Origin of the sequence: Microterricola viridarii (assembly GCF_900104895.1) — a bacterium.
Classification (GTDB): domain Bacteria; phylum Actinomycetota; class Actinomycetes; order Actinomycetales; family Microbacteriaceae; genus Microterricola; species Microterricola viridarii.
This window is the reverse complement of sequence record NZ_LT629742.1, coordinates 735,117-755,162: the sequence shown is the minus strand read 5'-3', so window position 1 is coordinate 755,162 and position 20,046 is coordinate 735,117. Positions and strand designations below refer to the sequence as shown.

General features: G+C 70.9%; 19 protein-coding genes. 6 read left to right on the top strand and 13 right to left on the bottom strand.

Annotation, left to right across the window (positions count from 1 at the left end):
- Positions 1–5: 5 nt before the first annotated feature.
- Together BLT62_RS03505 and BLT62_RS03500 are read right to left on the bottom strand one after the other, a co-directional pair.
- Positions 6–923: an ABC transporter permease gene (locus tag BLT62_RS03505; RefSeq protein ID WP_083362813.1), complete on the bottom strand. Its 918-nt coding sequence runs from the start codon at positions 921–923 to the stop codon at positions 6–8.
- A complete protein-coding gene (locus BLT62_RS03500; RefSeq protein WP_083362812.1) occupies positions 920–1,906 on the bottom strand; it encodes an ATP-binding cassette domain-containing protein in 987 nt (328 codons plus the stop codon). Before BLT62_RS03500 ends, BLT62_RS03505 begins: the two co-directional genes overlap by 4 nt.
- 165 nt (positions 1,907–2,071) lie before the next feature.
- Here BLT62_RS03500 and purS point away from each other — a divergent pair, with 165 nt between their 5' ends.
- From purS to BLT62_RS03485, 3 genes are all read left to right on the top strand, one after another.
- Positions 2,072–2,338: a phosphoribosylformylglycinamidine synthase subunit PurS gene (purS, locus tag BLT62_RS03495; protein WP_162842941.1), complete on the top strand. Its 267-nt coding sequence runs from the start codon at positions 2,072–2,074 to the stop codon at positions 2,336–2,338.
- Positions 2,338–3,036 carry a phosphoribosylformylglycinamidine synthase subunit PurQ gene (gene purQ, locus BLT62_RS03490; protein WP_083362810.1) on the top strand — a complete coding sequence of 233 codons (699 nt, stop codon included), beginning with the start codon at positions 2,338–2,340 and terminating at the stop codon, positions 3,034–3,036. Before purS ends, purQ begins: the two co-directional genes overlap by 1 nt.
- Positions 3,037–3,279: 243 nt before the next feature.
- Positions 3,280–4,257, top strand: a complete 978-nt coding sequence (locus tag BLT62_RS03485; RefSeq protein ID WP_156786225.1) for a DUF559 domain-containing protein — start codon at positions 3,280–3,282, stop codon at positions 4,255–4,257.
- 202 nt (positions 4,258–4,459) lie between these two features.
- On the opposite strand, the gene BLT62_RS03480 is transcribed toward BLT62_RS03485, so the two are convergent.
- The 3 genes from BLT62_RS03480 to BLT62_RS03470 form a co-directional block, all read right to left on the bottom strand.
- Positions 4,460–4,645 (bottom strand): hypothetical protein, encoded by a 186-nt coding sequence (locus BLT62_RS03480; protein WP_083362808.1) that lies wholly within the window; start codon positions 4,643–4,645, stop codon positions 4,460–4,462.
- A gap of 163 nt (positions 4,646–4,808) precedes the next feature.
- The gene (locus tag BLT62_RS03475; RefSeq protein WP_083362807.1) at positions 4,809–6,266 is read right to left on the bottom strand and encodes a catalase; all 1,458 of its coding nucleotides are present in this window, start codon (positions 6,264–6,266) and stop codon (positions 4,809–4,811) included.
- Between the two features lie 109 nt (positions 6,267–6,375).
- Positions 6,376–6,819, bottom strand: coding sequence for a Fur family transcriptional regulator (locus BLT62_RS03470; RefSeq protein WP_083362806.1), 444 nt, complete (start codon positions 6,817–6,819; stop codon positions 6,376–6,378).
- 139 nt (positions 6,820–6,958) lie between these two features.
- Here BLT62_RS03470 and BLT62_RS03465 point away from each other — a divergent pair, with 139 nt between their 5' ends.
- Positions 6,959–7,420: a DUF3817 domain-containing protein gene (locus tag BLT62_RS03465; protein WP_104477541.1), complete on the top strand. Its 462-nt coding sequence runs from the start codon at positions 6,959–6,961 to the stop codon at positions 7,418–7,420.
- A 110-nt stretch (positions 7,421–7,530) separates the two neighbouring features.
- A complete protein-coding gene (locus tag BLT62_RS03460) occupies positions 7,531–8,016 on the top strand; it encodes a hypothetical protein (protein WP_083362804.1) in 486 nt (161 codons plus the stop codon).
- A gap of 202 nt (positions 8,017–8,218) precedes the next feature.
- Here BLT62_RS03460 and BLT62_RS03455 read toward each other — a convergent pair whose 3' ends face one another.
- Positions 8,219–8,674, bottom strand: coding sequence for a plastocyanin/azurin family copper-binding protein (locus BLT62_RS03455; protein ID WP_231919329.1), 456 nt, complete (start codon positions 8,672–8,674; stop codon positions 8,219–8,221).
- Positions 8,675–8,839: 165 nt separating this feature from the next.
- Here BLT62_RS03455 and purL point away from each other — a divergent pair, with 165 nt between their 5' ends.
- On the top strand, positions 8,840–11,179 hold the full coding sequence (gene purL, locus BLT62_RS03450; protein ID WP_083362803.1) for a phosphoribosylformylglycinamidine synthase subunit PurL: 2,340 nt from the start codon (positions 8,840–8,842) through the stop codon (positions 11,177–11,179).
- Positions 11,180–11,246: 67 nt separating this feature from the next.
- Here the strand turns inward: purL and BLT62_RS03445 are convergent, their stop codons facing one another.
- The 7 genes from BLT62_RS03445 to BLT62_RS03415 all read right to left on the bottom strand — a co-directional run bounded on the left by BLT62_RS03445 (position 11,247) and on the right by BLT62_RS03415 (position 19,928).
- Positions 11,247–12,581, bottom strand: coding sequence for an outer membrane protein assembly factor BamB family protein (locus tag BLT62_RS03445; protein WP_083362802.1), 1,335 nt, complete (start codon positions 12,579–12,581; stop codon positions 11,247–11,249).
- A gap of 234 nt (positions 12,582–12,815) precedes the next feature.
- The gene (locus BLT62_RS03440; RefSeq protein ID WP_083362801.1) at positions 12,816–13,982 is read right to left on the bottom strand and encodes a baeRF11 domain-containing protein; all 1,167 of its coding nucleotides are present in this window, start codon (positions 13,980–13,982) and stop codon (positions 12,816–12,818) included.
- Between the two features lie 246 nt (positions 13,983–14,228).
- Complete coding sequence (locus tag BLT62_RS03435; RefSeq protein ID WP_083362800.1) at positions 14,229–15,275, bottom strand: lactonase family protein; 1,047 nt, start codon at positions 15,273–15,275, stop codon at positions 14,229–14,231.
- 45 nt (positions 15,276–15,320) lie between these two features.
- On the bottom strand, positions 15,321–16,607 hold the full coding sequence (locus BLT62_RS03430) for an alanine racemase (RefSeq protein ID WP_083362799.1): 1,287 nt from the start codon (positions 16,605–16,607) through the stop codon (positions 15,321–15,323).
- Positions 16,604–17,212: a bifunctional 4-hydroxy-2-oxoglutarate aldolase/2-dehydro-3-deoxy-phosphogluconate aldolase gene (locus BLT62_RS03425; RefSeq protein ID WP_083362798.1), complete on the bottom strand. Its 609-nt coding sequence runs from the start codon at positions 17,210–17,212 to the stop codon at positions 16,604–16,606. The genes BLT62_RS03430 and BLT62_RS03425 overlap by 4 nt, the downstream gene beginning before the upstream one ends.
- Positions 17,213–17,224: 12 nt before the next feature.
- Complete coding sequence (locus BLT62_RS03420) at positions 17,225–18,253, bottom strand: sugar kinase (RefSeq protein WP_083362797.1); 1,029 nt, start codon at positions 18,251–18,253, stop codon at positions 17,225–17,227.
- Complete coding sequence (locus BLT62_RS03415) at positions 18,246–19,928, bottom strand: N-acyl-D-amino-acid deacylase family protein (RefSeq protein ID WP_083365288.1); 1,683 nt, start codon at positions 19,926–19,928, stop codon at positions 18,246–18,248. Before BLT62_RS03415 ends, BLT62_RS03420 begins: the two co-directional genes overlap by 8 nt.
- Positions 19,929–20,046: the final 118 nt, after the last annotated feature.

Below are 20,046 nucleotides of genomic sequence, written 5' to 3'. Positions count from 1 at the left end.
CGCCGTCAGTGCGAGCTGATCCGCACGAACTTGCGGATGCACAGCGGCACGAACACCCCGAGCATCACGGCGACGCCGATCAGCACCGTCGCGATCGGGTTCTGCTGGGTCCAGGCGTCGCCGACCGGGGCGCCCGGCGGCACGTTGCCGAACAGCTCGCGGGCCGCCTGCACCAGCGCCGACACCGGGTTGTACTCGGCGATGGTCTGCAGCACCGGCGGCAGCGTCTCGGCCGGCACGAACGCGTTGGAGATGAACGTCAGCGGGAATAGGATCAGGAACGCCACGTTGTTGATCACCTCGGGGCTGCGCACGCTCATGCCGACGAACGCCATCACCCAGGAGAAGGCGTAGGCGAACAGCAGGAGCAGGGCGACGCCGGCGACGCCCTCCCAGAAGCTGGAGTTGATGCGCCAGCCGACGATCAGGCCGGTGAGCATCATCACGACCATCGAGAGCCCGTTGATGCAGAGGTCGCCGTTCGTGCGCCCGATCAGCACGGCCGACGGGCTCATCGGCAGGGTGCGGAAGCGGTCGATGATGCCGTCCTTCAGGTCCTGCGCCATCGCCGAGCCGGAGTAGGTGGAGCCGAACACCACGGTCTGGGCGAAGATGCCGGCCATGATGAACTCGGTGTAGCTGCTGCCGGGGATCGTGATGACGCCCGAGTAGATGTAGGTGAACAACAGCACGAACATGATCGGTTGCAGGGTCGTGAAGACCAGGATGTCCGGCACCCGCTTGATCTTGATGAGGTTGCGCCGGGTCGTGATCCAGCCGTCGCTGATCCAGGTGCCGACGGATGTCGGAATGCTGGCGGCATTCGGCAGCCCGGTGCCGACGACGGCCTCCTTGACCTCGGTCGCCGCGAGCGAGTCGGTTGAATCGGCCGAGCCGGTCGATTCGGTGCGCTGGCCGCTCATGACTTCACCTCCGCGTCTTGCTCCTCCTCGCCGCCGGCGGAATGCCCGGTGAGTTTGAGGAACACATCGTCGAGGGTTGGCCGGCGCATGCCGGCATCGTGCAGACGGATGCCGGCGGCGTTCAGCTCGCCGAGCACCCGCTCCAGCGCGATCGGGCCCTCGCGCACCCCGACGGAGAGCTCCCGGCCGTCGCCGCCCACGTGCGGCTGGGCCTCGCCGTGCCGGCGCAGGATCTCGCCGGCCACGCCGCCGTCGGCGGCGTCCATCAGCGTCAGCTCGATCTGCTGGCCGCCGATCTGCGCCTTGAGCTCGTCGGCGGTGCCCTCAGCGATCAGCTTGCCTCCGTCGATCACCGAGATGTCGTCGGCCAGGCGGTCGGCCTCCTCGAGGTACTGCGTGGTCAGCAGCACCGTCGTGCCCTCGCTCACCAGCGACGTGATGACGTCCCACATGCCGAGCCGACTGCGCGGGTCCAGGCCCGTCGTCGGCTCGTCGAGGAACAGCACCGGCGGGCGGGAGAAGATGGCGCCGGCCAGGTCGATGCGCCGCCGCATGCCGCCCGAGAAGCCCTTGACCGGGCGGTTCTGCGCCTCGGTCAGCTCGAAGGCGTCGATCAGCTCCTGCGCCCGGCGCTTGGAGGCCTTCGCGCCCAGGTGGTAGAGCCGGCCGACCATCTCGAGGTTCTCGAATCCGGTGAGGTTCTCGTCGACGGCGGCGTACTGGCCGGAGACGCCGATGATCGGGCGGATGCGGTGCGCGTCACGCACCACGTCGATGCCGTCGATCGTGGCGCGGCCGGCATCCGGCCTGATCAGCGTCGTCAGCGCCTTGACCATGGTGGTCTTGCCCGCGCCGTTCGGGCCGAGCAGCGCACGCACGGTGCCCTGCCGCACGTCGAGGTCGACGCCGTCGAGTGCATGCACCGGGTCGGCGCCCTTGGGCCGGTAGATCTTCACCAGACCCTCGATCTGAATAAAGCTCACCTAGTGCACGGTAGTCGCGCGCCCCCGAGGCGGCAAGGCTTGGGCGCCGGTGCTCGGGTGCTGCCCAGCTTGCGGCCGGGCGGTCGGGCGGTCCGGAGCGGTGTCGGGGCGCGGGCTAGAATTGGACTCGACCCCACCCCTCTCAACTCCGGATGGAGAATCACGGTGCCCACGATCGTCGTCGAAGTAATGCCGAAGGCCGAACTGCTGGACCCGCAGGGCAAGGCCGTAGCCGGCGCCCTCGCCCGAATCGGTAAGGACGGAATCAGCTCCGTGCGCATCGGAAAGCGCTTCGAGATCACCGTTGACGGACCGATCACCGACGCCGTGCGCGCCGAGGTCGAGCAGATCGCCGCGGAGATCCTCTCCAACTCGGTGATTGAAGACGTGGTGGGCATCCACTACGAGACCCCCGCCGGAGAGACGCACTGATGAAGATCGGCGTCGTCACCTTCCCCGGCTCGCTCGACGACCGCGACGCCCAGCGCGCCGTGCGTCTGGCCGGCGCCGAGCCCGTTGCCCTCTGGCACGGCTCGCACAGCCTCGAGGGCGTCGACGCCCTCGTGCTGCCCGGCGGCTTCAGCTACGGCGACTACCTGCGCTGCGGCGCGATCGCCAGCCTCTCGCCGATCATGACCGAGGTCATCGACGCCGCAAACAAGGGCATGCCCGTTCTCGGCATCTGCAATGGCTTCCAGATGCTCGCCGAGGCGCACCTCGTCGACGGCGGCCTGATCCGCAACGACCACGGCAACTTCGTCTGCCGCGACCAGAAGCTGCGCGTCGAGAACACCGACTCCGCCTGGACCAGCGACTTCGCCGTCGGCCAGGAGATCACCATCCCGCTGAAGAACGGCGAGGGCGGATTCATCGCCGATGCCGAGACGCTCGCGCGTCTCGAGGGCGAGGGCCAGGTCATGTTCCGCTACGCGGACGTGAACCCGAACGGCTCGCTCAACGACATCGCCGGCGTGCGCAACGCCCGCGGCAACGTGGTCGGCCTGATGCCGCACCCCGAGCACGCCGTCGAGGCCGGCTTCGGCCCCGACACGGATGTCGCCATGCGCTCCGGCGTCGACGGCCTCGCCTTCTTCACCTCGGTGATCAAGCAGGCACTGGTCAACGCGTAGGCCTCGCGCCTCGCGCCACCCGCTTCACGAAGCGCCCGGCTCCCGCATCCGCGGGGCCGGGCGCTTCTGCGTGCGCGCGCGGCGCATCGACTACGCGAAAAGTGCGCCAAGCCGGAGCGTTTGGCGCACTTTTCGCGTAGTCGATGAGGCGGATGGCGCTGGGGCGCTCAGACGCGCGCCGCAGGACGGCGGCGCCTGTGGATAACTTCTGCAGGCGCCTGCGCGGTGCGCGATCATGTGGGCATGCCCAGGCTCGTACCCCTGCCTCCCGAGTTCTCCGGGCGCGCATTCTCGGTGCGCGAGGCGCGCTCCGCCGGGATCAGTGTCGCCCGGCTGCGCAGCGCCGATCTGGTGAGCCCGTTCCACGGGGTTCGCGCCGCCGCCGGCACGAGCGTTCCAGGGGATTCCCCGTATGAGAGTTCGCTCATGCCCGAACCCGGCGTGCTCGAGATGTGCGCCGCATACGCCGAGCGCATGCGCCCCGGCCAGGTGTTCAGCCACCTGACCGCGGCACGCCTCTGGGGAGCGCCGCTCCCGGTGCCGTTCACGGCAGGCGAGCCGCTGCACATTTCGGTCTCCGCGCCGCAGCGGCCGCCCCAGACACGCGGGATCATCAGCCATCAGCTCCCCGCGACGGGTCTTGCGCCCATCCGGCGATTCGGCCTGCCGGTCACCGACCCCGCCGCAAGCTGGGTGACGCTGGCTGCTGTGCTCGCGCCAGAGGAGCTCGTGGTCGTCGGCGACCATCTCGTTCTCGACCCGCAGCAGCGCGACCCGGGCGACCCGCGACCGTTCACCAGCATCACCGAGCTGGCCGCCCGGCTGGAGCTCTACCGCGGGCGCGCCAAGCGGGCCGCGCTGCGGGCGCTCGCCCGGGTGCGCGTCGGCGCGGAGTCGCGCCCCGAGACGCTGCTCCGCCTGCTGCTGCTCGATGCGGGGCTACCGGAGCCGTTGCTCAACCACGCCGTGCGCGACCGGTTGGGGCTGCTGATCGGACGCGTCGACATGGCGTACCCCGAGTGGCGCGTCATCGTCGAGTATGACGGCGACCAGCACCGCACCAGCACACGACAGTACGAGCGCGACCAGACGCGCCTCGACGCACTGCGCCGCGCCGGCTGGGCGGTGATCCAGGTGCGTACCCACGGGCTCTTCGTGCGCCAGGACGCGACCGTCGCGAGGGTGCGGTCGGCGCTGCGCGAGGCGGGCTGGCCCGGCTAGCCGCGCGCGCCCGCCGCATCCGCCCACGCTCGCCGCATCGACTACGCGAAAAGTGCGCCTCCGCACGCCGGGTGGCGCACTTTTCGCGTAGTCGATGGGCGGCCGGGCGGATACGCGGAAGCGCCCCGACCCACGCGGGGTCGGGGCGCTTCGACGAGCACGAGCTGCGAGCTGCTGGCTGCTAGCTGCTAGCTGCTAGCTGCTAGCTGGCCAGCACGTAGCGGGACGCGCGGCCGAGCTCGCTCTTCACGTAGCTGCCCACGGCCGGGGCGGCGGCGGATGCCGGCAGCGAGACGTAGCCGGCGGCCACGGGCGCCGCGGCATCCGTGCTGACGTAGCCGCTCGAGAGGCGGCAGGCGGTGTTGCTGGTGGTGACGTACGAGTTCATTTCTTCTCCTTGTCCACACGCGAGTCGCATGCGGGTTCATATGTGAACGCAGAGCTTCTTTGGACGGCGTCGGTTGGGCACCCAGTGGCTGGTGGGCTACCGAATGCCCTGGTGTTCCGCCCGGGCGCCCCGTGGGGAGCGCCCGGACGGTACGGGGTGTGACTTAGGCCGCGAGGACCGCCGCGACGGTCACGCGGAGCGTGGCGCCGAGCTCGGCGTCGACGTTGGTCCAGTACTGGAAGAAGCGCTCGCGGATCTCGTCGATTGTGATCGAGGAGCCCTGGCCGGTGAGGGTATCGACGAAGCGAGCCTTGGCTGCATCGTCGAAGACCGAGCGGTAGAGCGTTCCGGCCTGGCCGAAGTCGCTGTCCTCCGAGTGCAGGGTGGCTGCGGCGCGCACGAGCTCGCCGTCGCTCTCCCAGGTGCCCATGCCGGCCGCCTCGACGGAGGCCGCCGGGCCGCCGAACGAGTTCGGTGCGTACACCGGCGTCGACGGCGAGTTGAAGCCGTGGCGCTGGGCGCCGTCCTGCGAGTAGTTGTGCACGGGGGCCGCGTGCGGCGCGTTCACGGGGATCTGGTTGTAGTTGGTGCCGACGCGGTAGCGCTGGGCGTCCGGGTAGCTGAACACGCGGGCCATCAGCATCTTGTCGGGGCTGATGTCGATGCCGGGAACGGTGTTCGCGGGCGAGAAGGCGGCCTGCTCGATCTCGGCGAAGAAGTTCTGCGGGTTGCGGTTCAGGGTGTGCGTGCCCACCTTGATCAGCGGGTAGTCCGCGTGCGGCCACACCTTGGTGAGGTCGAACGGGTTGAAGCGGTACGACTTCGCGTCCTCGTAGGGCATGATCTGCACGTGCAGGTCCCACGACGGGAAGTTGCCGGCCTCGATGGCCTCGTAGAGGTCGCGGCGGTAGTGGTCGGCGTCCGCACCGGCGATGATCTCGGCCTCGGCGGCGTCGATCTCGATGTTGCCCTGGTTGGAGGTGAAGTGGTACTTGACCCAGAAGCGCTCACCGGCGGCGTTGATCCACTGGTAGGTGTGCGAGCCGAAGCCGGGCATTTCGCGCCACGAGCGCGGCAGGCCGCGGTCGCCCATGAGGTAGGTGACCTGGTGGGCGCTCTCGGGCGAGAGGCTCCAGAAGTCCCACTGCATGTCGGCGTCGCGCAGGCCGGAGCCCGGGAGGCGCTTCTGCGAGTGGATGAAGTCGGGGAACTTGATGCCGTCGCGGATGAAGAACACCGGGGTGTTGTTGCCGACGATGTCGTAGTTGCCCTCGGTGGTGTAGAACTTCACCGAGAAGCCGCGGACGTCGCGCCAGGTGTCGGGCGAGCCCTGCTCGCCGGCGACGCTGGAGAAGCGCTGCAGCGTCTCGCTGCTCGCGCCCGGCTGGAACACGGCGGCACGGGTGTACGCCGACACGTCACCGGTCACCTCGAAGGTGCCGAATGCTCCGCCGCCCTTGGCGTGCACGACGCGCTCGGGGGTGCGCTCACGGGCGAACTGCGCGAGCTTCTCGACGAGGTAACGGTCGTGCAGCGCGGTGGCCCCGTTCGCTCCGGCGGTGAGCGAGTGCTCGTCGCTGGCGACGGGGGTTCCGGTTTGCGTGGTCGTGAATTCCGACATGGCTTCCTTCTCTGTTGGTGTTCGGTGGGTCGAAGAGGCGTGTGGGCAGGCTTCGGCAGGCTCAACCAGCGGTGGTTGGGCGCAGTGCCTGCGGTGAGCGGATGCCGGCTTACTCGGCGAGCGCGGCCTGGCAGCTGGGGCAGAGGCCCCAGAAGGTGACGTCGGCGGCCTGCAGCCGGAAGCCGTGCGTGTCGCTCGGCGTGAGGCAGGGCGCCTCGCCGATGACGCAGTCGACATCCTCGATGGCGTTGCAGCCACGGCAGATGAGGTGGTGGTGGTTGTCGCCGATGCGCTTCTCGTAGCGGGCGGCCGAGCCGGCCGGCTCGATTTTGCGCAACAGGCCGGACGCGACCAGCGCGGCGAGCACGCCGTAGACGGCCTGCAGCGAGGTGCTCGGCAGCGCGGGGGCGACCCGGGCGTAGACCTCGTCGGCGCTCAGGTGGATGGGGTCGGCCGGGAAGGCGTCGAGCACCGCGAGACGCGGCGCCGTGACCTTGAGCCCGGCGGAGCGCAGGCGCCCCTCTGTGCTCTCGTGTGCGGCATCCGTGGTCATAACTCAACGCTAGCAGTTGTTTTGATATAATCAAAACAACTGAGTGAGCCTCGGCGATGTTCAACCTTTTGACGTATGCCAAATGGATGCCGCGGCTGAGAGGATGGATTACCCCCCACCACTTTGGAGTGCTTACCCCGTGTCACCACGCCTTTTTTACCGCACGCTTGCCATAGCCGAGGCCATCACCTGGACCGGCCTGATCGGCGCCATGATCCTCAAGTACGGCTTCGATGCCGGCGGATTGCCCGTGCTCATCGCCGGGTCGATCCACGGTCTGGTGTTCCTCACCTACGCCTTCACGGCCGTGCTCGTCGGCGTGAACCAGCGCTGGTCGATCCCGCTGATCGTGCTCGGCGTCGCGACCGCGATCGTGCCATACGCCACCGTGCCGTTCGACATCTGGGCCGACCGCACCGGCCGCCTGAACGGCCCGTGGCGCCGCGAGCTGAGCGACGACCCGCGCGACAAGCACTGGATCGACCGCACCATGCGCTGGTTCCTCAACCACCCGGCCGCACTCATCGGCATCTTCGTCGTCGGCATCGCCGGCATCATGACGGTGCTGCTGATCGTCGGCCCTCCCGGCGGCTGGAAGTAGCCTCACACCCGCACGCTCCGAAGCGCGCCCGGCCCTCTGGCGCCGGGCGCGCTTCTGCGTGAGGATGGATCGTTCACCCCGTTCGCCCCTCGCGGGCAGGAGGAGGAACGATGCCCCAGCGATACGGCGACTTCGCCACCTGGGCCGGCTCGATCGGCACCATCGCCGCCTTCGGCACCGCGTTCTGGCAGATCCACCGCGAGCGGGCCGCCCGGCACCGGCGCGAACTGCACGACTGGCTGCTGGCCAAGCGCGAGCACGCCGACCGGGTCACCGCATGGGTGGCCGACAAGGAGCTCGTCGTCTCGAACCAGTCGCACCACCTGATTCTCGACGTGGGCGTGGAGCTTGACGATGGCGTCACGCTGCGCCTCGCGCATGTCGAGCCCGGGCTCACCCGCGTTGCCGCACCGGGCGAGCACGCGACGCGGGCCGTTCCGTGCCTGCGCTTCACGGATGCGCGCGGCGATCGCTGGCGACGGGATGCCGGCGGGCGCCCGCACCTCGTCGACGAGCCGGCCGGCGGGCACACGCACGCGACGGCATTCGCGGCGGGCGCTGCTCAGGCTGGCGCGCCCATCCCGTCGGTCGAGTAGGCCAGCGCGGGGCCGCATCGACGGCCGACACGGCTGGAAACTGTGCAGGGTGCGAGGTCTCGATACGCTCGTTCCTCGCTACTCGACCAGCGGGGGTCGCTCGACCAGCGGGGGCTCGAACGGCGGGTGGGGGTCGACCCGCGGGCGGGGCGGGTTCCCGCTGATTGAGCTTGTCGAAATCAACCGGCGTCGGCGGGGGGCGCTACTCGACGGTGACGACGCCGAGCATGCGCGGGTGCGGGCTGCACCCGTAGTCGAAGCTGCCGGCCTCGGTGAAGACGTGCGTGTAGCTGCCCTGCGTCATCAGCTCGCTGACGAAGCTGCCGTCGGCGGCGACCACGTCGTGCTTGACGACGCCGTCGTCGAAGACCCAGGTCACCGCCTGGCCGAGCTTGATCGTGACCTCGGCCGGGCTGAACGCCATGTCCTTGACCGTGATGGTCGCGGCGACGTCGACGGATGCCGCGTCGGCAGAGGCGACGACGGGCGGCTTGCTCGAGCAGCCGCTCAGCAGCACGACGAGCAGCACGCTGAGAAGCGCGGCGGCGAGGGTCAGCGCGGTGCGGCGGGCCCGCGGCATCCGCTCGGCCCCGCTCCCAGCGGAGACGGCGCCGGCAGCGCCTCCCGACGTCGTGAATCCGGCGTGTGCGTTGACCATTGTGCTCCTTCTGTGCGCCGGGAATCGGCCCATCCAGCCTAGGCGCGGCGGCCGGGGGCACGAGGGCGGAGGACCCAGAGCTGAACGATAGACTGGGCGAAGCCAGCATCCGCCAGCCGTGCCCGCCATCCCGGGCCGTGCCATTGCTTTGGGAGAGCGCCACTCGTGACCGAAAACCCTGCCACTACTTCTGCGCCTGCTTCTGCGGGCCGCGGTGTCGCCGACACCGTTCAGAATGCCGCCGCGACGCCCGAGAAGGAGCAGCCCTACGGCGCTCTCGGCCTCAAGCCCGACGAGTACGAGCAGATCAAGAAGATCCTCGGCCGTCGCCCCACCAGCGGCGAGCTCGCCATGTACTCGGTCATGTGGAGCGAGCACTGCTCCTACAAGAGCTCGAAGAACTACCTGCGCCAGTTCGGCCAGAAGGTCTCCCCCGCCATGAAGAAGAACCTCATGGTCGGCATGGGCGAGAACGCCGGCGTCGTCGACGTGGGCGAGGGCTGGGCGGTCACCTTCAAGATCGAGAGCCACAACCACCCCAGCTACATCGAGCCGTTCCAGGGCGCGGCCACCGGCGTCGGCGGCATCGTCCGCGACATCATCTCGATGGGCGCCCGCCCGGTCGCCGTGATGGACGCCCTCCGCTTCGGCGACATCAACCACCCCGACACCGCCCGCGTCGTGCACGGCGTCGTCAGCGGCATCAGCTTCTACGGCAACTGCCTCGGACTGCCGAACATCGGCGGCGAGACCTATTTCGACTCGGTCTACCAGGCCAACCCGCTCGTGAACGCCCTCGCCGTCGGCGTGCTGCGCCACGAGGACCTGCACCTGGCCAACGCCCGCGGCGTCGGCAACAAGGTCGTGCTGTTCGGTGCGCGCACCGGTGGCGACGGCATCGGCGGCGCGTCGATCCTGGCCTCCGACAGCTTCGACGAGGGCGGCCCCACCAAGCGCCCCGCCGTGCAGGTCGGCGACCCCTTCGCCGAGAAGGTGCTCATCGAGTGCTGCCTCGAGCTGTTCAAGAACGAGCTCGTCGAGGGCATCCAGGACCTGGGCGCCGCCGGCATCAGCTGTGCGACCAGCGAGCTCGCGGCCAACGGCGACGGCGGCATGGTCATCGCCCTCGAGAACGTGCTGCTGCGCGACCCGTCGCTCACCGCTGAGGAGATCCTCATGTCGGAGAGCCAGGAGCGCATGATGGCGATCGTCACCCCGGAGAAACTCGCCGGCTTCCTCGAGGTCGTCAAGAAGTGGGATGTCGAGACCAGCGTGCTCGGCGAGGTGACCGACACCGGCCGCCTCGTCATCAACTGGCACGGCGAGGAGATCGTCAACGTCGACCCGAACACGGTCGCCGTCGACGGCCCGGTCTACGACCGCCCCGTTGCTTACCCGACGTGGATCGACGCCCTGCAGGCCGACAGCGCCTCGAAGCTGGCCCGCCCGACGGATGCCGCGGAGCTCCGCGCCCAGCTTCTGCAGCTGGTCGGCAGCCCCAACCTGGCCGACAAGAGCTGGATCACCAGCCAGTACGACCACTACGTCGGCGGCAACACCGCCCTCGCCTTCCCCGACGACGGCGGCATGGTGCGCATCGACGAGGAGAGCGGGCTCGGCTTCGCCGTCGCCACCGACGCGAACGGCCGCTTCTGCCAGCTCGACCCGAAGCAGGGTGCGCGCCTGGCGCTGGCCGAGGCCTACCGCAACGTCGCCGCCACCGGCGCCGTGCCGGTCGCCATCTCGGACTGCCTGAACTTCGGCTCCCCCGAGAACCCCGAGGTCATGTGGCAGTTCAGCCAGGCCGTCGAGGGCCTCTCCGACGGATGCCTCGAGCTGGAGGTTCCCGTCACCGGCGGCAACGTCTCGTTCTACAACCAGACCGGCGACGCCCCGATCCACCCGACGCCGGTTGTCGCCGTGCTCGGCGTGATCGACGACGTCGCCCGCCGCATCCCGTCCGGCTGGCAGGACGACGGACACAACATCTACCTGCTCGGCACCACCGCGCTGGAGCTCGACGGCTCGGCGTGGGCCGGCGTCGTGCACGACCACCTCGGCGGGCGCCCGCCGGCCGTGGACCTGGCAGCCGAGAAGCGCCTCGCCGGGCTGCTGCACGCGGCCTCCGTCGAGGGCCTCATCGACAGCGCCCACGACCTCTCCGACGGCGGCCTCGGCCAGGCGCTGGTGGAGTCTGTTCTGCGTTTCGGCGTCGGCGCCCGCGTCTGGCTCGGCGACCTGATGGAGCGCGACGGCATCGACGCAGCGACGGCCCTCTTCTCGGAGTCGACCGGTCGCGTGATCGTCAGCGTCCCGCGCGAGGACGACGTCAAGTTCCGCGGCCTCTGCGAGGGTCGCGAGTACGAGGTGATCCGCATCGGTGTGACGGATTCCGAGACCTCCGGCCTCGACATCCAGGGCGAGTTCGCCGCGACCCTCGACGAGCTGCGCACCGCGCACCGCTCGCCGCTGGCCGACGCGTTCGGCCCGGTGGTCGGCTACTAGCCACTCCCGCAGGAACAGAGGGGCCCGGTCGCATTCGCGGCCGGGCCCCTCTCGTGTCCGGCGGCGCCTAGCGGCGGAACGCCGAGAGCACGCCGTCGAGGCCGGCCACGATCACGAGGTCGTCAGCGACGACGGGAGATCCGGCGATGCCGAACATGGCCTGGCCGTCGACCGCCCACTCCGCCGCCGGGCCCGTCGCCGCGCTCCAGAGCACGTCGCCGCTGGCGCCGTCGAGGGCGAACAGAGAGGCCTCCCACGGCTGCATGCCCTCGGTCGAGATGTTGCTGGCGTAGAAGACGCCGCCGGCATGCGCCGGGATCCCCCACGGCCAGCCGCCGATCGTGGCCACCCACGCCGGGGCGCCCGTGGCGAGGTCGAGCTGTCGCACCTCGCCGATGTCTGAGCTGCCGATCGTCACCCGGTCGCCCACGATCGTGGCGCCGGACTGCACCCAGGATGCCCCGTAGGACGAGCTCCACAGCTCCTCGCCCGTCGCCGCATCGAGCCCGAGAACCTGGAGCGCCCGGCTGCCGACGACGAGCACGCCGTCGCTGAATCCGGGCGAGGTGGTGCCGTCCCCGCGGAGTGGCTTGGTCCAGACCGCTGTGCCGGATGCCGCGTCGACGGCGTGCACCACGCCGTCGCGGCCGATGGCGTAGACCCGGCCGTCGCCCGTCGTGAGGTCGGAGCGCATCGGGGCGCCGGTGGCGTACTCCCAGAGCTGGCTCCCGTCGGAGGCCGCGAGGGCGAGCAGCCGGCCGTCCGCGGTGCCGACGAAGAGCGCATCCCCGAGGAGCGCCGGGCGCGAGCCGAAGTCGTCCCAGACCCTCCGCACCGGCCCGGCGCCGGTGTCGACGCGCCAGAGCTCTGAGCCGTCGACGGCGAGTGCGAAGACCATTCCGCTGTCGCTGGTGACGTAGACGGCGTCGCCTCCCACGAGCGCCGCGCTGCGGACCTGGCCGCCGGTGTCGAACTCCCACGCCTTCTCGCCGTCCGCATGGGTGAAGGCGGAGAGCACACCGTTGTTGGCGCCGGCGAGCACGAGGTCACCGGCGACGGCCGGGGTGCCCCAGCTCTCGGCGCCGAGCGGGCTGGCCCAGGCCAGGCTGCCGGGCCCGCTCGCCGCTGCGACGCCGTCTCCCAGCGCGGCCCCGTCTGCGGCGCCGGCGTCGTCGGCATCCGCGCCCCCGACCGGCCCGCCGCGCGCCAGGACGATCGCGGCGATCACGACCGCCACCGCGGCCACCAGCACGACGAGCACGAGCAGCGAGGTGAGTACGAGGGTGAAGTGTCGCCGCGCGTGCTCTTCGCCCTCGTGCGCGGTCGGGTCTGTGGGCGCAGGGCTCGGAGCGGCGCCGGGTGCCGCTCCGTCTGCACCGGGGGTTCGGTTGCTCTCAGTCATGGACGCCTTCGTCTCGCGTGGTCAGCACGGGGTGAGATGTTCACGCGTGTGCCACGGGGCGCGGTCCTCTGTGATGCTTGCCGTCCCCCGATCGGCGCGAACGATGCCAGCGTAGCGGTTAGTTAGGATTCCTGACAATGACTTGTTCGGGAAACGCCGGGCACCGTCGACGGGGAAGCGGCGCGACCCCAATGGAGTCGCGCCGCCGCCGTGTTGTTTTCGTCGTCGCCTGGGCTACGCCGCGAAGCGCAGGGTGGCGGCGAAGGCGCCGCCGCCCGGCACGTCCTCCGCGCGCACCGCGAAGATCTGCGAGCCGCTGAGCAGCGCGCGCCGCAGGATCTCGTCGACGACGCCGTAGTTGACGGCGTTGTCCTCATCCGCGACGGTCACGGCCCCGGACTCCGAGTCGATCCGGCCGGGGATGGAGCGGTCGATGTCGACGAACAGCGTCTCGATCGCGCCGAAGGTGGCCGCGCGTGCGACGTCGCTGAGGTCGGTGGACGCCCGCCCGTTCGCGTGCCTGTCGGCGAAGTTGTCGCGCAGCGCAGCCAGCTGGGCCGCGTAGATCTCGTCGAGGATCAGCCGGGCGGATGCCGCCAGATCGGCATCCGGAATCTCCTCCGGATTGCCCGTGATCGTCTGGCTAGCCAGGTGCGGGTAGGTGGCGACGCTGCGGAAGATGCTGACGAGCGGCTCGGCCCCGGCGATGATCAGCGGCACGTTCAGGCCGTTGAACAGCGGCCGGAGCGCGCGCACGATCGCGCGCGAGTACTCGGCCATGCGCACCTTCTGCCCCTCTGCACCCTGAACCCGCCCGGCGGGGGTATTGCCACCGCCCGCGCGCCCTCCCGTCTGGTGGCCGACCGGTGAACGACCCGCGATCGGGTCGAGCCCGGCGCCGTCTGCGACGTTCTCCGGCATGCCGTCCACCGTGATGCGGTGCGGGACGTCGTCGGCGCTGATCTCCAGCAGCCGCACGGAGTTCTGGGCGAGGGCGAGCACGTAGGCGGTCTGCGGGAAGGTCGCCGCCCGCATCAACGGCTTCACGTAGAAGCGGTCGGCCACCTCGACGGCCGCCTCGAGGCGGTTCGGCAGGCGGTAGGTCTTCAACGAGGTCGGCGTCACGAAGATCGCGAGGCTGTTGGAGAGGTGGGTCCAGAACGCGCGGTCGGCGATGAAGTCGCCGATCTGCTCGGTGATCGCGGCCACCTCGCGTTTGTCGGCCCCGACCGCAAGCAGCTGGCGTTGCGCCTCATCGACCTGGTTGCGCAGGGCGATGCGGGAGGCTTCGGACTCCTGCGGCAATGGGCTGGTCGGCAGATAGATCGACACGCTCAGTGGATCTCGCGCGGTGGCGAGGCTCAGGATGCTGTCTCTGCTCGGAATGTCGGTGTGCTGCACGTGTAACTCCCCATCGTCGCTCCACAGTTCGAGAGCCAAGTGCCGACCCCGAGTGAAACGACCCCGATTCCGACGAGCTCCCTCGTCGCCAGTCTATGTTCGTTCGTCGCGGAACGGGCAGGCCGATCTGAGGGAGTTCGGGGAATGGCGGATTGGGGCGGGGGCGAGGGTTGGCTTCGGTCGCTGGCGCGCCCTCGAGCCGACGGGGCGGGCGGGCTGCGTGCGGGGTTGGTGACCGACGGGCGCCTAGAGCGGGAGGAGGCAGCTGGGCGAGCCGGTGGCGAGCTCGCCGAGCACGGAGCGCGGGATGCCGTCGGCGTCGAGCTGGAAGGTGGTGACGATGTTCGAGAGCTGGTTCGTGACGTGGAGCTGGTCGCCCTGCTGCAGGTGGTGCCGCGGCCAGCTGCCGCCGCTGGCGGTCTCGGCCAGCGGGTGCGGCGTGCGGCCGTCATCCGCGATTCCGAAGGTGTGCAGCGTGTTGCGCCGGCGCACCGTCAGGTAGACGCGGGCGGCGTCCGCGTCGATGCTGATGTGTCCGCCCGCGTCGCCCTCGGCCGGCGCCTCGCCGTCGGTCAGGATCGGGAATATGCCTGCGAGTGAATATGTGTCGTCCGCGGGGTTCGGAGCGACGACGAGGATCTCGATGGAGTACTCGGTGATGATGTAGATGCAGCCGTTCGGGTGCAGGTCCAACAGGCGCGGCCCGCTCCCGGCGGGCAGCGCCAGCTCCTGCTCCAACGCGAGCGCGAGCCCGCCGGCGCCCTCGACCACGCTCCAGATGCGCAGCAGATCATGCCCGAGGTCGGTCGTGGCAATGCGGCCGTCCGGGAGGGCGAGGGCGGCGTGCGCCCGACTCGGGCGGGGCGGGGTGCCGGCCGCGGCAGCTGCGCGGTCGATCGCGGCCGGGCCCTCGAAGCTGGCTGTAATCGCCCCGTTCTCGTCGAGGGTGTACAGGTGCACGACGCCGTCGCCGTAGCTGCTCGCGACGAGCCAGCGGCCGTGCGGGTCCACGGCGACGTGACAGACCAGGCTGCCCGCCCCCCAGGCCGCGCCGAGCGGCTCGAGCACCTGGCCGCCGTCGCGCACGGTGAACGCCCGCACCTCGGCGATCTGCTCGCACGCGGCGTAGACGACGTCGAGGCGCGGGTGTCGCGCGAGGTAAGACGGCGAGTCGGCCGGCACGGCGGTACCGACCGCCTCGAGCCCGGCGGCGCTCCGCGCCCGCACCGTCTCGATGCCGACCCCGGCTCCGGAATCACCGGTGTATCCGCCGACAAGGAGCGTTGCGTTCATGAGTATGCCTTTCAGGGAATGCTTTGGAGCTGGCGGGGTCGTGCGTTAGAGATAGGTGCGCACGACGTCGACGATCGTATCGTTGGCGTCGACCACGGGGATGTTGCGCCACTTGTCGAACGCCGTGCACGGGTGCGAGATGCCGAAGGCGACGAGGTCGCCGGGCTGCACCGTAACCCCCTCTGGCAGTTTCAGGTAGCCGTGGTGATCGTCGAGCGCCGTGATCTCGGCGCCGGCGATCGACTCGTTCACCGACTCGGCCAGCCGGCCTGCGGCATCCGCGCGGCGCAGCAGCAGCGGGACGGGCAGCCCCGAGTCGTAGGGGGCGTCGCGCTTGCCCATGCCGACGAGGGCGAGCCCGGGTTCGGGTGCCGAGAGCACCTGCGCCCACACCTGGAGCGCGCCGGCGAGGGCGCCCTCGGCGGGGATGCGGTTGTATGCCGTCTTGCGCACGTATGTGCCGTGGTCGTGGCTGACGTAGGCGCCGCTGCGCAGCACGACCCGGGCGCCGGGCAGCACCCCGCGTGCCCAGCCGATCGAGAGCTCACTGGCGACCTGATCGAAGTAGGCGCTGCCTCCGGCGGTGACGATCGCGTCGGCGGGCAGCTGGCCGGCGGCGGCGAGCTCCTCGACGAGGGTGCGCACGCGGGCGAAGTAGTCCTGCACCTCCTCGACGGTGGGCAGCCCTCCCTCGTAGGAGGAGACGCCCGCGATCCGGATGCCGGGGGTGGCGGCGACCAGCCCGGCGAGCTCGCGCGCCTCGGCGACACTGCGCAACCCTGTGCGCCCGCCGGGGAAGCCGAGGTCGATGAGCACCGGGAACCCGCCGCGCGCGGAGTCCAGGCCGTGTGCGAGGCCGGCCGCCGCCGCCGCGCGCACGCCGGCCGCGGAGTCCACGAGGCAGGCGAACTCGAAGCCGGGCTCCGTGGCCAGCTCGGCGGCGATCCAGTCGAGCGCGGTCGTGTCGAGAACCTCGTTGGCCAGCAGCACCCGGGCGATACCGGCCCGGCGCGCGATGAGGAGCTGTGCCGGGGTCGCCACGGTGATGCCCCAGGCGCCCGCGTCGATCTGGCGCTGCCAGAGCTGTGGCGCCATCGAGGTCTTGCCGTGCGGCGCGAACAGCAGCTCATGCCGTTCAGAGAATGCGGCGAGGGCGGCGAGGTTGTGGGCGAGTTCCTCCTCGCGCAGAACCATGACCGGCCAGGCGCTGCTGCCTCCGAAAAGTGCGGGCCGCTCGGCCAGATGGCCCTCGAGATCGGCGCTGGGTTCCCCCTCCGGCCGCCAGATGCCCTTGTCCGCCCAGCTCGGCGCGATGTCCAGCGGGTGGCTCATGAGCGCGGTTCCGCGAGGATCTCGGCGAGGAGGTCGACCTGGTTCGGGTCGGCGAGGGCCGCGCCGACGGCGACGGTCGAGACGCCGGCCGCGAGGAAGGCGCGGGCGTTGCCGGCATCCATTCCACCGGTGGCCACGAAGCGCACGTTCGGGAACGGCCCTCGCATGGTGGCGAACCAACTTGTGCCGAGCACCGCGGCCGGGAACGCCTTCACCCAGGTGAAGCCCATGCCGACGGCGTCCTGGATCTCGGTGGCGGTCGCGATGCCGGGCAGGTGCGGCACGGCGAGGCGCGTGCTGGCCTCGGCCACGTCCCGGTTCAGGCCGGGCGCCACCGAGAACGCGGCGCCGAGGCGCTTGCTCACCTCCACCTGCTCCACCGTGACGATCGTGCCGGAGCCGACGAGCTTGCCGCGCTCGGCTCCGGCGCGGATGACGGCCTCCAGGCTGGGCACGGCATCCGGGGTCTGGATCGGCACCTCGACGAGGTCGATGCCGAGGTCCCAGGCGCGGTGAGCGAGGGCGACGGCCGCGTCCGGTGTCATATTGCGGAGGATGGCCATGATCGGCGATTCGCCGAGCAGGGTTTCGATGTCGTTCGCCATGGTGGCCTCTTTCTACGTGGTGGGCTGGGAGCGGTGGGAGACGACGGAGGGGGCGGGCAGCCGCAGCGCCTGCCACTCGTCGTCGGGAGTCTGGGCGAGCGCGAACAGCAGCTCGGGGGACGGCAGGTCGACGATGTCGCTGACCGCGCCGAGGGTGTACCCGGCCATGATGTGGCCGAGCCGGAGCGCCGTCGCCGTGTCGGTGCCGCTCAGCCAGGCGGCGAGGTAGCCGGCCGCGAAGGCATCGCCGGCGCCGACGGCCTCGACCACGTCCACGCGCAGCGCGGGCACGTAGCTGGCGCCGTGCGCGTCGAACTGGGTGGCGCCGAACTCCGCGTCCTTCACGACGAGCTGCGCGGCATCCGGGATCAGCGCCCGCACGCTGGCGGCGTCGGTCGTTCCCCAGAGCGTCTCGGCCTCGTCGCGGCCGACGATGACGAGGTCGGCGGCGCGGGCCAGCTCGAGCAGGCGCGGCGCCGCCTCGGCGATGCCCCACAGCGCCGGGCGATAGTTGACGTCGAAGCTGACGGCGGCGGTGATGGCAGCGGCCCGCTCGACGAGGATGCGCTGCAGCAGCGCGTCGCAGCTGTCGGAGAGGGCAGCGGTGATGCCGGAGACGTGCACGAGGCGGCGGCTCTCCAGGGCGAGGGCGTCGAGGTCGGCGGGGCCGAGGGCCGAGGCCGCGGAGCCCGCACGGTAGTAGTACACCCGGCTGGAGCCGGAACCGTGGTCTTTGAGGTAGAGGCCGGTGGGCCGGCTGGGATCGGTCGTGACGCCGCGGGTGTCGACGCCGCGTGCCTGCAGCTCGCCGAGGATGCGCGCGGCCAGCGGGTCGGCGCCGAGGCGGCTGAACCACTCGGCGCCGATGCCGAGGCTGGCCAGGCCAGAGGCGACGTTGGACTCGGCGCCGCCGATGTGCGTGGCGACGGATTCCGCGTGCGCCAACGGCTCCCCCGGCTCCGGCACGAGCATCACCATCGTCTCGCCGATGCAGAGGGCCTCGGGCGCGGCGCCCCGGGCGGTGGTCGGCAGCTCAGTCATGCGTGTCTCCTCGGTGCGCGGGCGCGGTGCCCGGGTGGTTTGACAGGTCGCCGCGCGCGGTCTGCGCCCCGGCGCCGCGGATGGCGCGGCCGGGCAGCTCGGCGGTGCGGCGGCCGTCCAGCAGGGTGGGCACGCCGTTGACGAACACGTGCGGGATGCCGGTCGGCGGCAACGTCGGCTCGTCATAGCTGGCCGGGGAGCCGACGGCATCCGGGTCAAGCAGGACGAGGTCTGCCCAGTTGCCGACCGCGACGACACCGCGATCGAGGAGGCCGAGGCGGGCGGCCGGGCGCGAGGTGGCGTGCAGCACGGCTTCTTCGAGGCTGAGCAGCCCCCTGTCCCGGGCGAAGTGGCCGAGCCAGAGCGGGAAGGAGCCCCAGCCGCGCGGGTGCGGCTTCTCGCCGACGAGGATGCCGTCGGTGCCGACGGTGTGCGCGCCGTGCAGCATCACCGCCTCCATGTTCTCGGCGTTGCCGACCGCCATCAGGCAGCCGGGGCCCAGCCGGTCGGCGATGAGCAGCTCGGCGAAGAGCTCGCCGGGGGCGATGCCCCGTGCTGTGGCGAGCTCCGCGATGGTGTGGCCGACGGCCCAGGCGTTGGCCGGGTCGGCGACGGCCGAGATCGAGATCGTCTGCCAGTCGACGGGCACGCCGTGCTGGCCGTCGGAGCCGGTGACCTCGAGCTCGTGCAGGATGGCTGCGCGGGTGGCCGGGTCGGCGAGCAGCGCCAGGGTGGCGTCGGCGCCGTCGGACTGCGCCCAGCCGGGCAGCATGGAGGAGAGGTAGGTGGCGCTGGAGAGGTACGGGTAGGCGTCAAGGGTGACGTCGCCGCCGGCGGCGATGGCCGCGTCGATCGCGGCGAGCACCTCGGGGGCGCGGCCGCGGTTCAGCGGGAAGTTCACGTGGCAGTGCGCCAGGTGCAGAGGCACCCCGGCGCGGGCGGCCAGCTCGAGGCAGTCGGCGTAGCCCTGCACGACCTCGGCGCCGTAGTTCCGGTGGTGCGGGCAGTAGTAGCCGCCGTGTGCGCGCACCGCCGCGAGGGCGTGCGCGAGCTCGGCGTCGCTGGCGTACATGCCGGGCGCATACGTCAGCCCGGTCGACATCCCGACGGCCCCGTCGCGCATGCCCTGATCGACATATGCGCGGATCTGGTCGAGCTGCTCCGGGCTCGCGGATGCCGCATCCATGCCCATCACGTTCATGCGCGCGGTGCCGTGCGGCACGAGCACGGCGACGTTCGTCGCCGCTCCCCCGTCGACGCGGTCGAGGTAGTCGGCGACGCTTCGCCAGGCGTAGTCGAGCTCGGGGGCGCCGTTCCAGCCGGCGAGCTGGGCGCGCGTCGCCGCCATGGTGGCGTCGGTGACGGGCGAGTAGCCGAGGCCGTCCTGGCCGACGACCTCGAGGGTGACGCCCTGCTGCACCTTGGCGAGGTGGGCCGGGTCGGCGAGCACGGCGAGGTCGGAGTGGGCGTGCATGTCGATGAAGCCCGGGGCGACGATCAGCCCGGCGACGTCGAGGATGCGGGCCTGGGTTACGACCGGCTCAACCCTTGAGGCCGATTCGACAGGCACGATCGCGCTGATCCGGCCGGCGCTGATGTGCACGTCGGCGCGGAAGCGCGCACCGCCGAGTCCGTCGATCACCTCGCCGCCGCGCAGGATCCAGTCGGGCACCATTCCTCGGTTTCTCGGCGCTCGGCCGGTCGTTGCCTGTCCACCCACGCCGGCGCGGTGTGCATATGCTGCAACAGCCTGTGCAAGAATGGCTAGTGAGTTCACTCTAGGGGAGATCGCC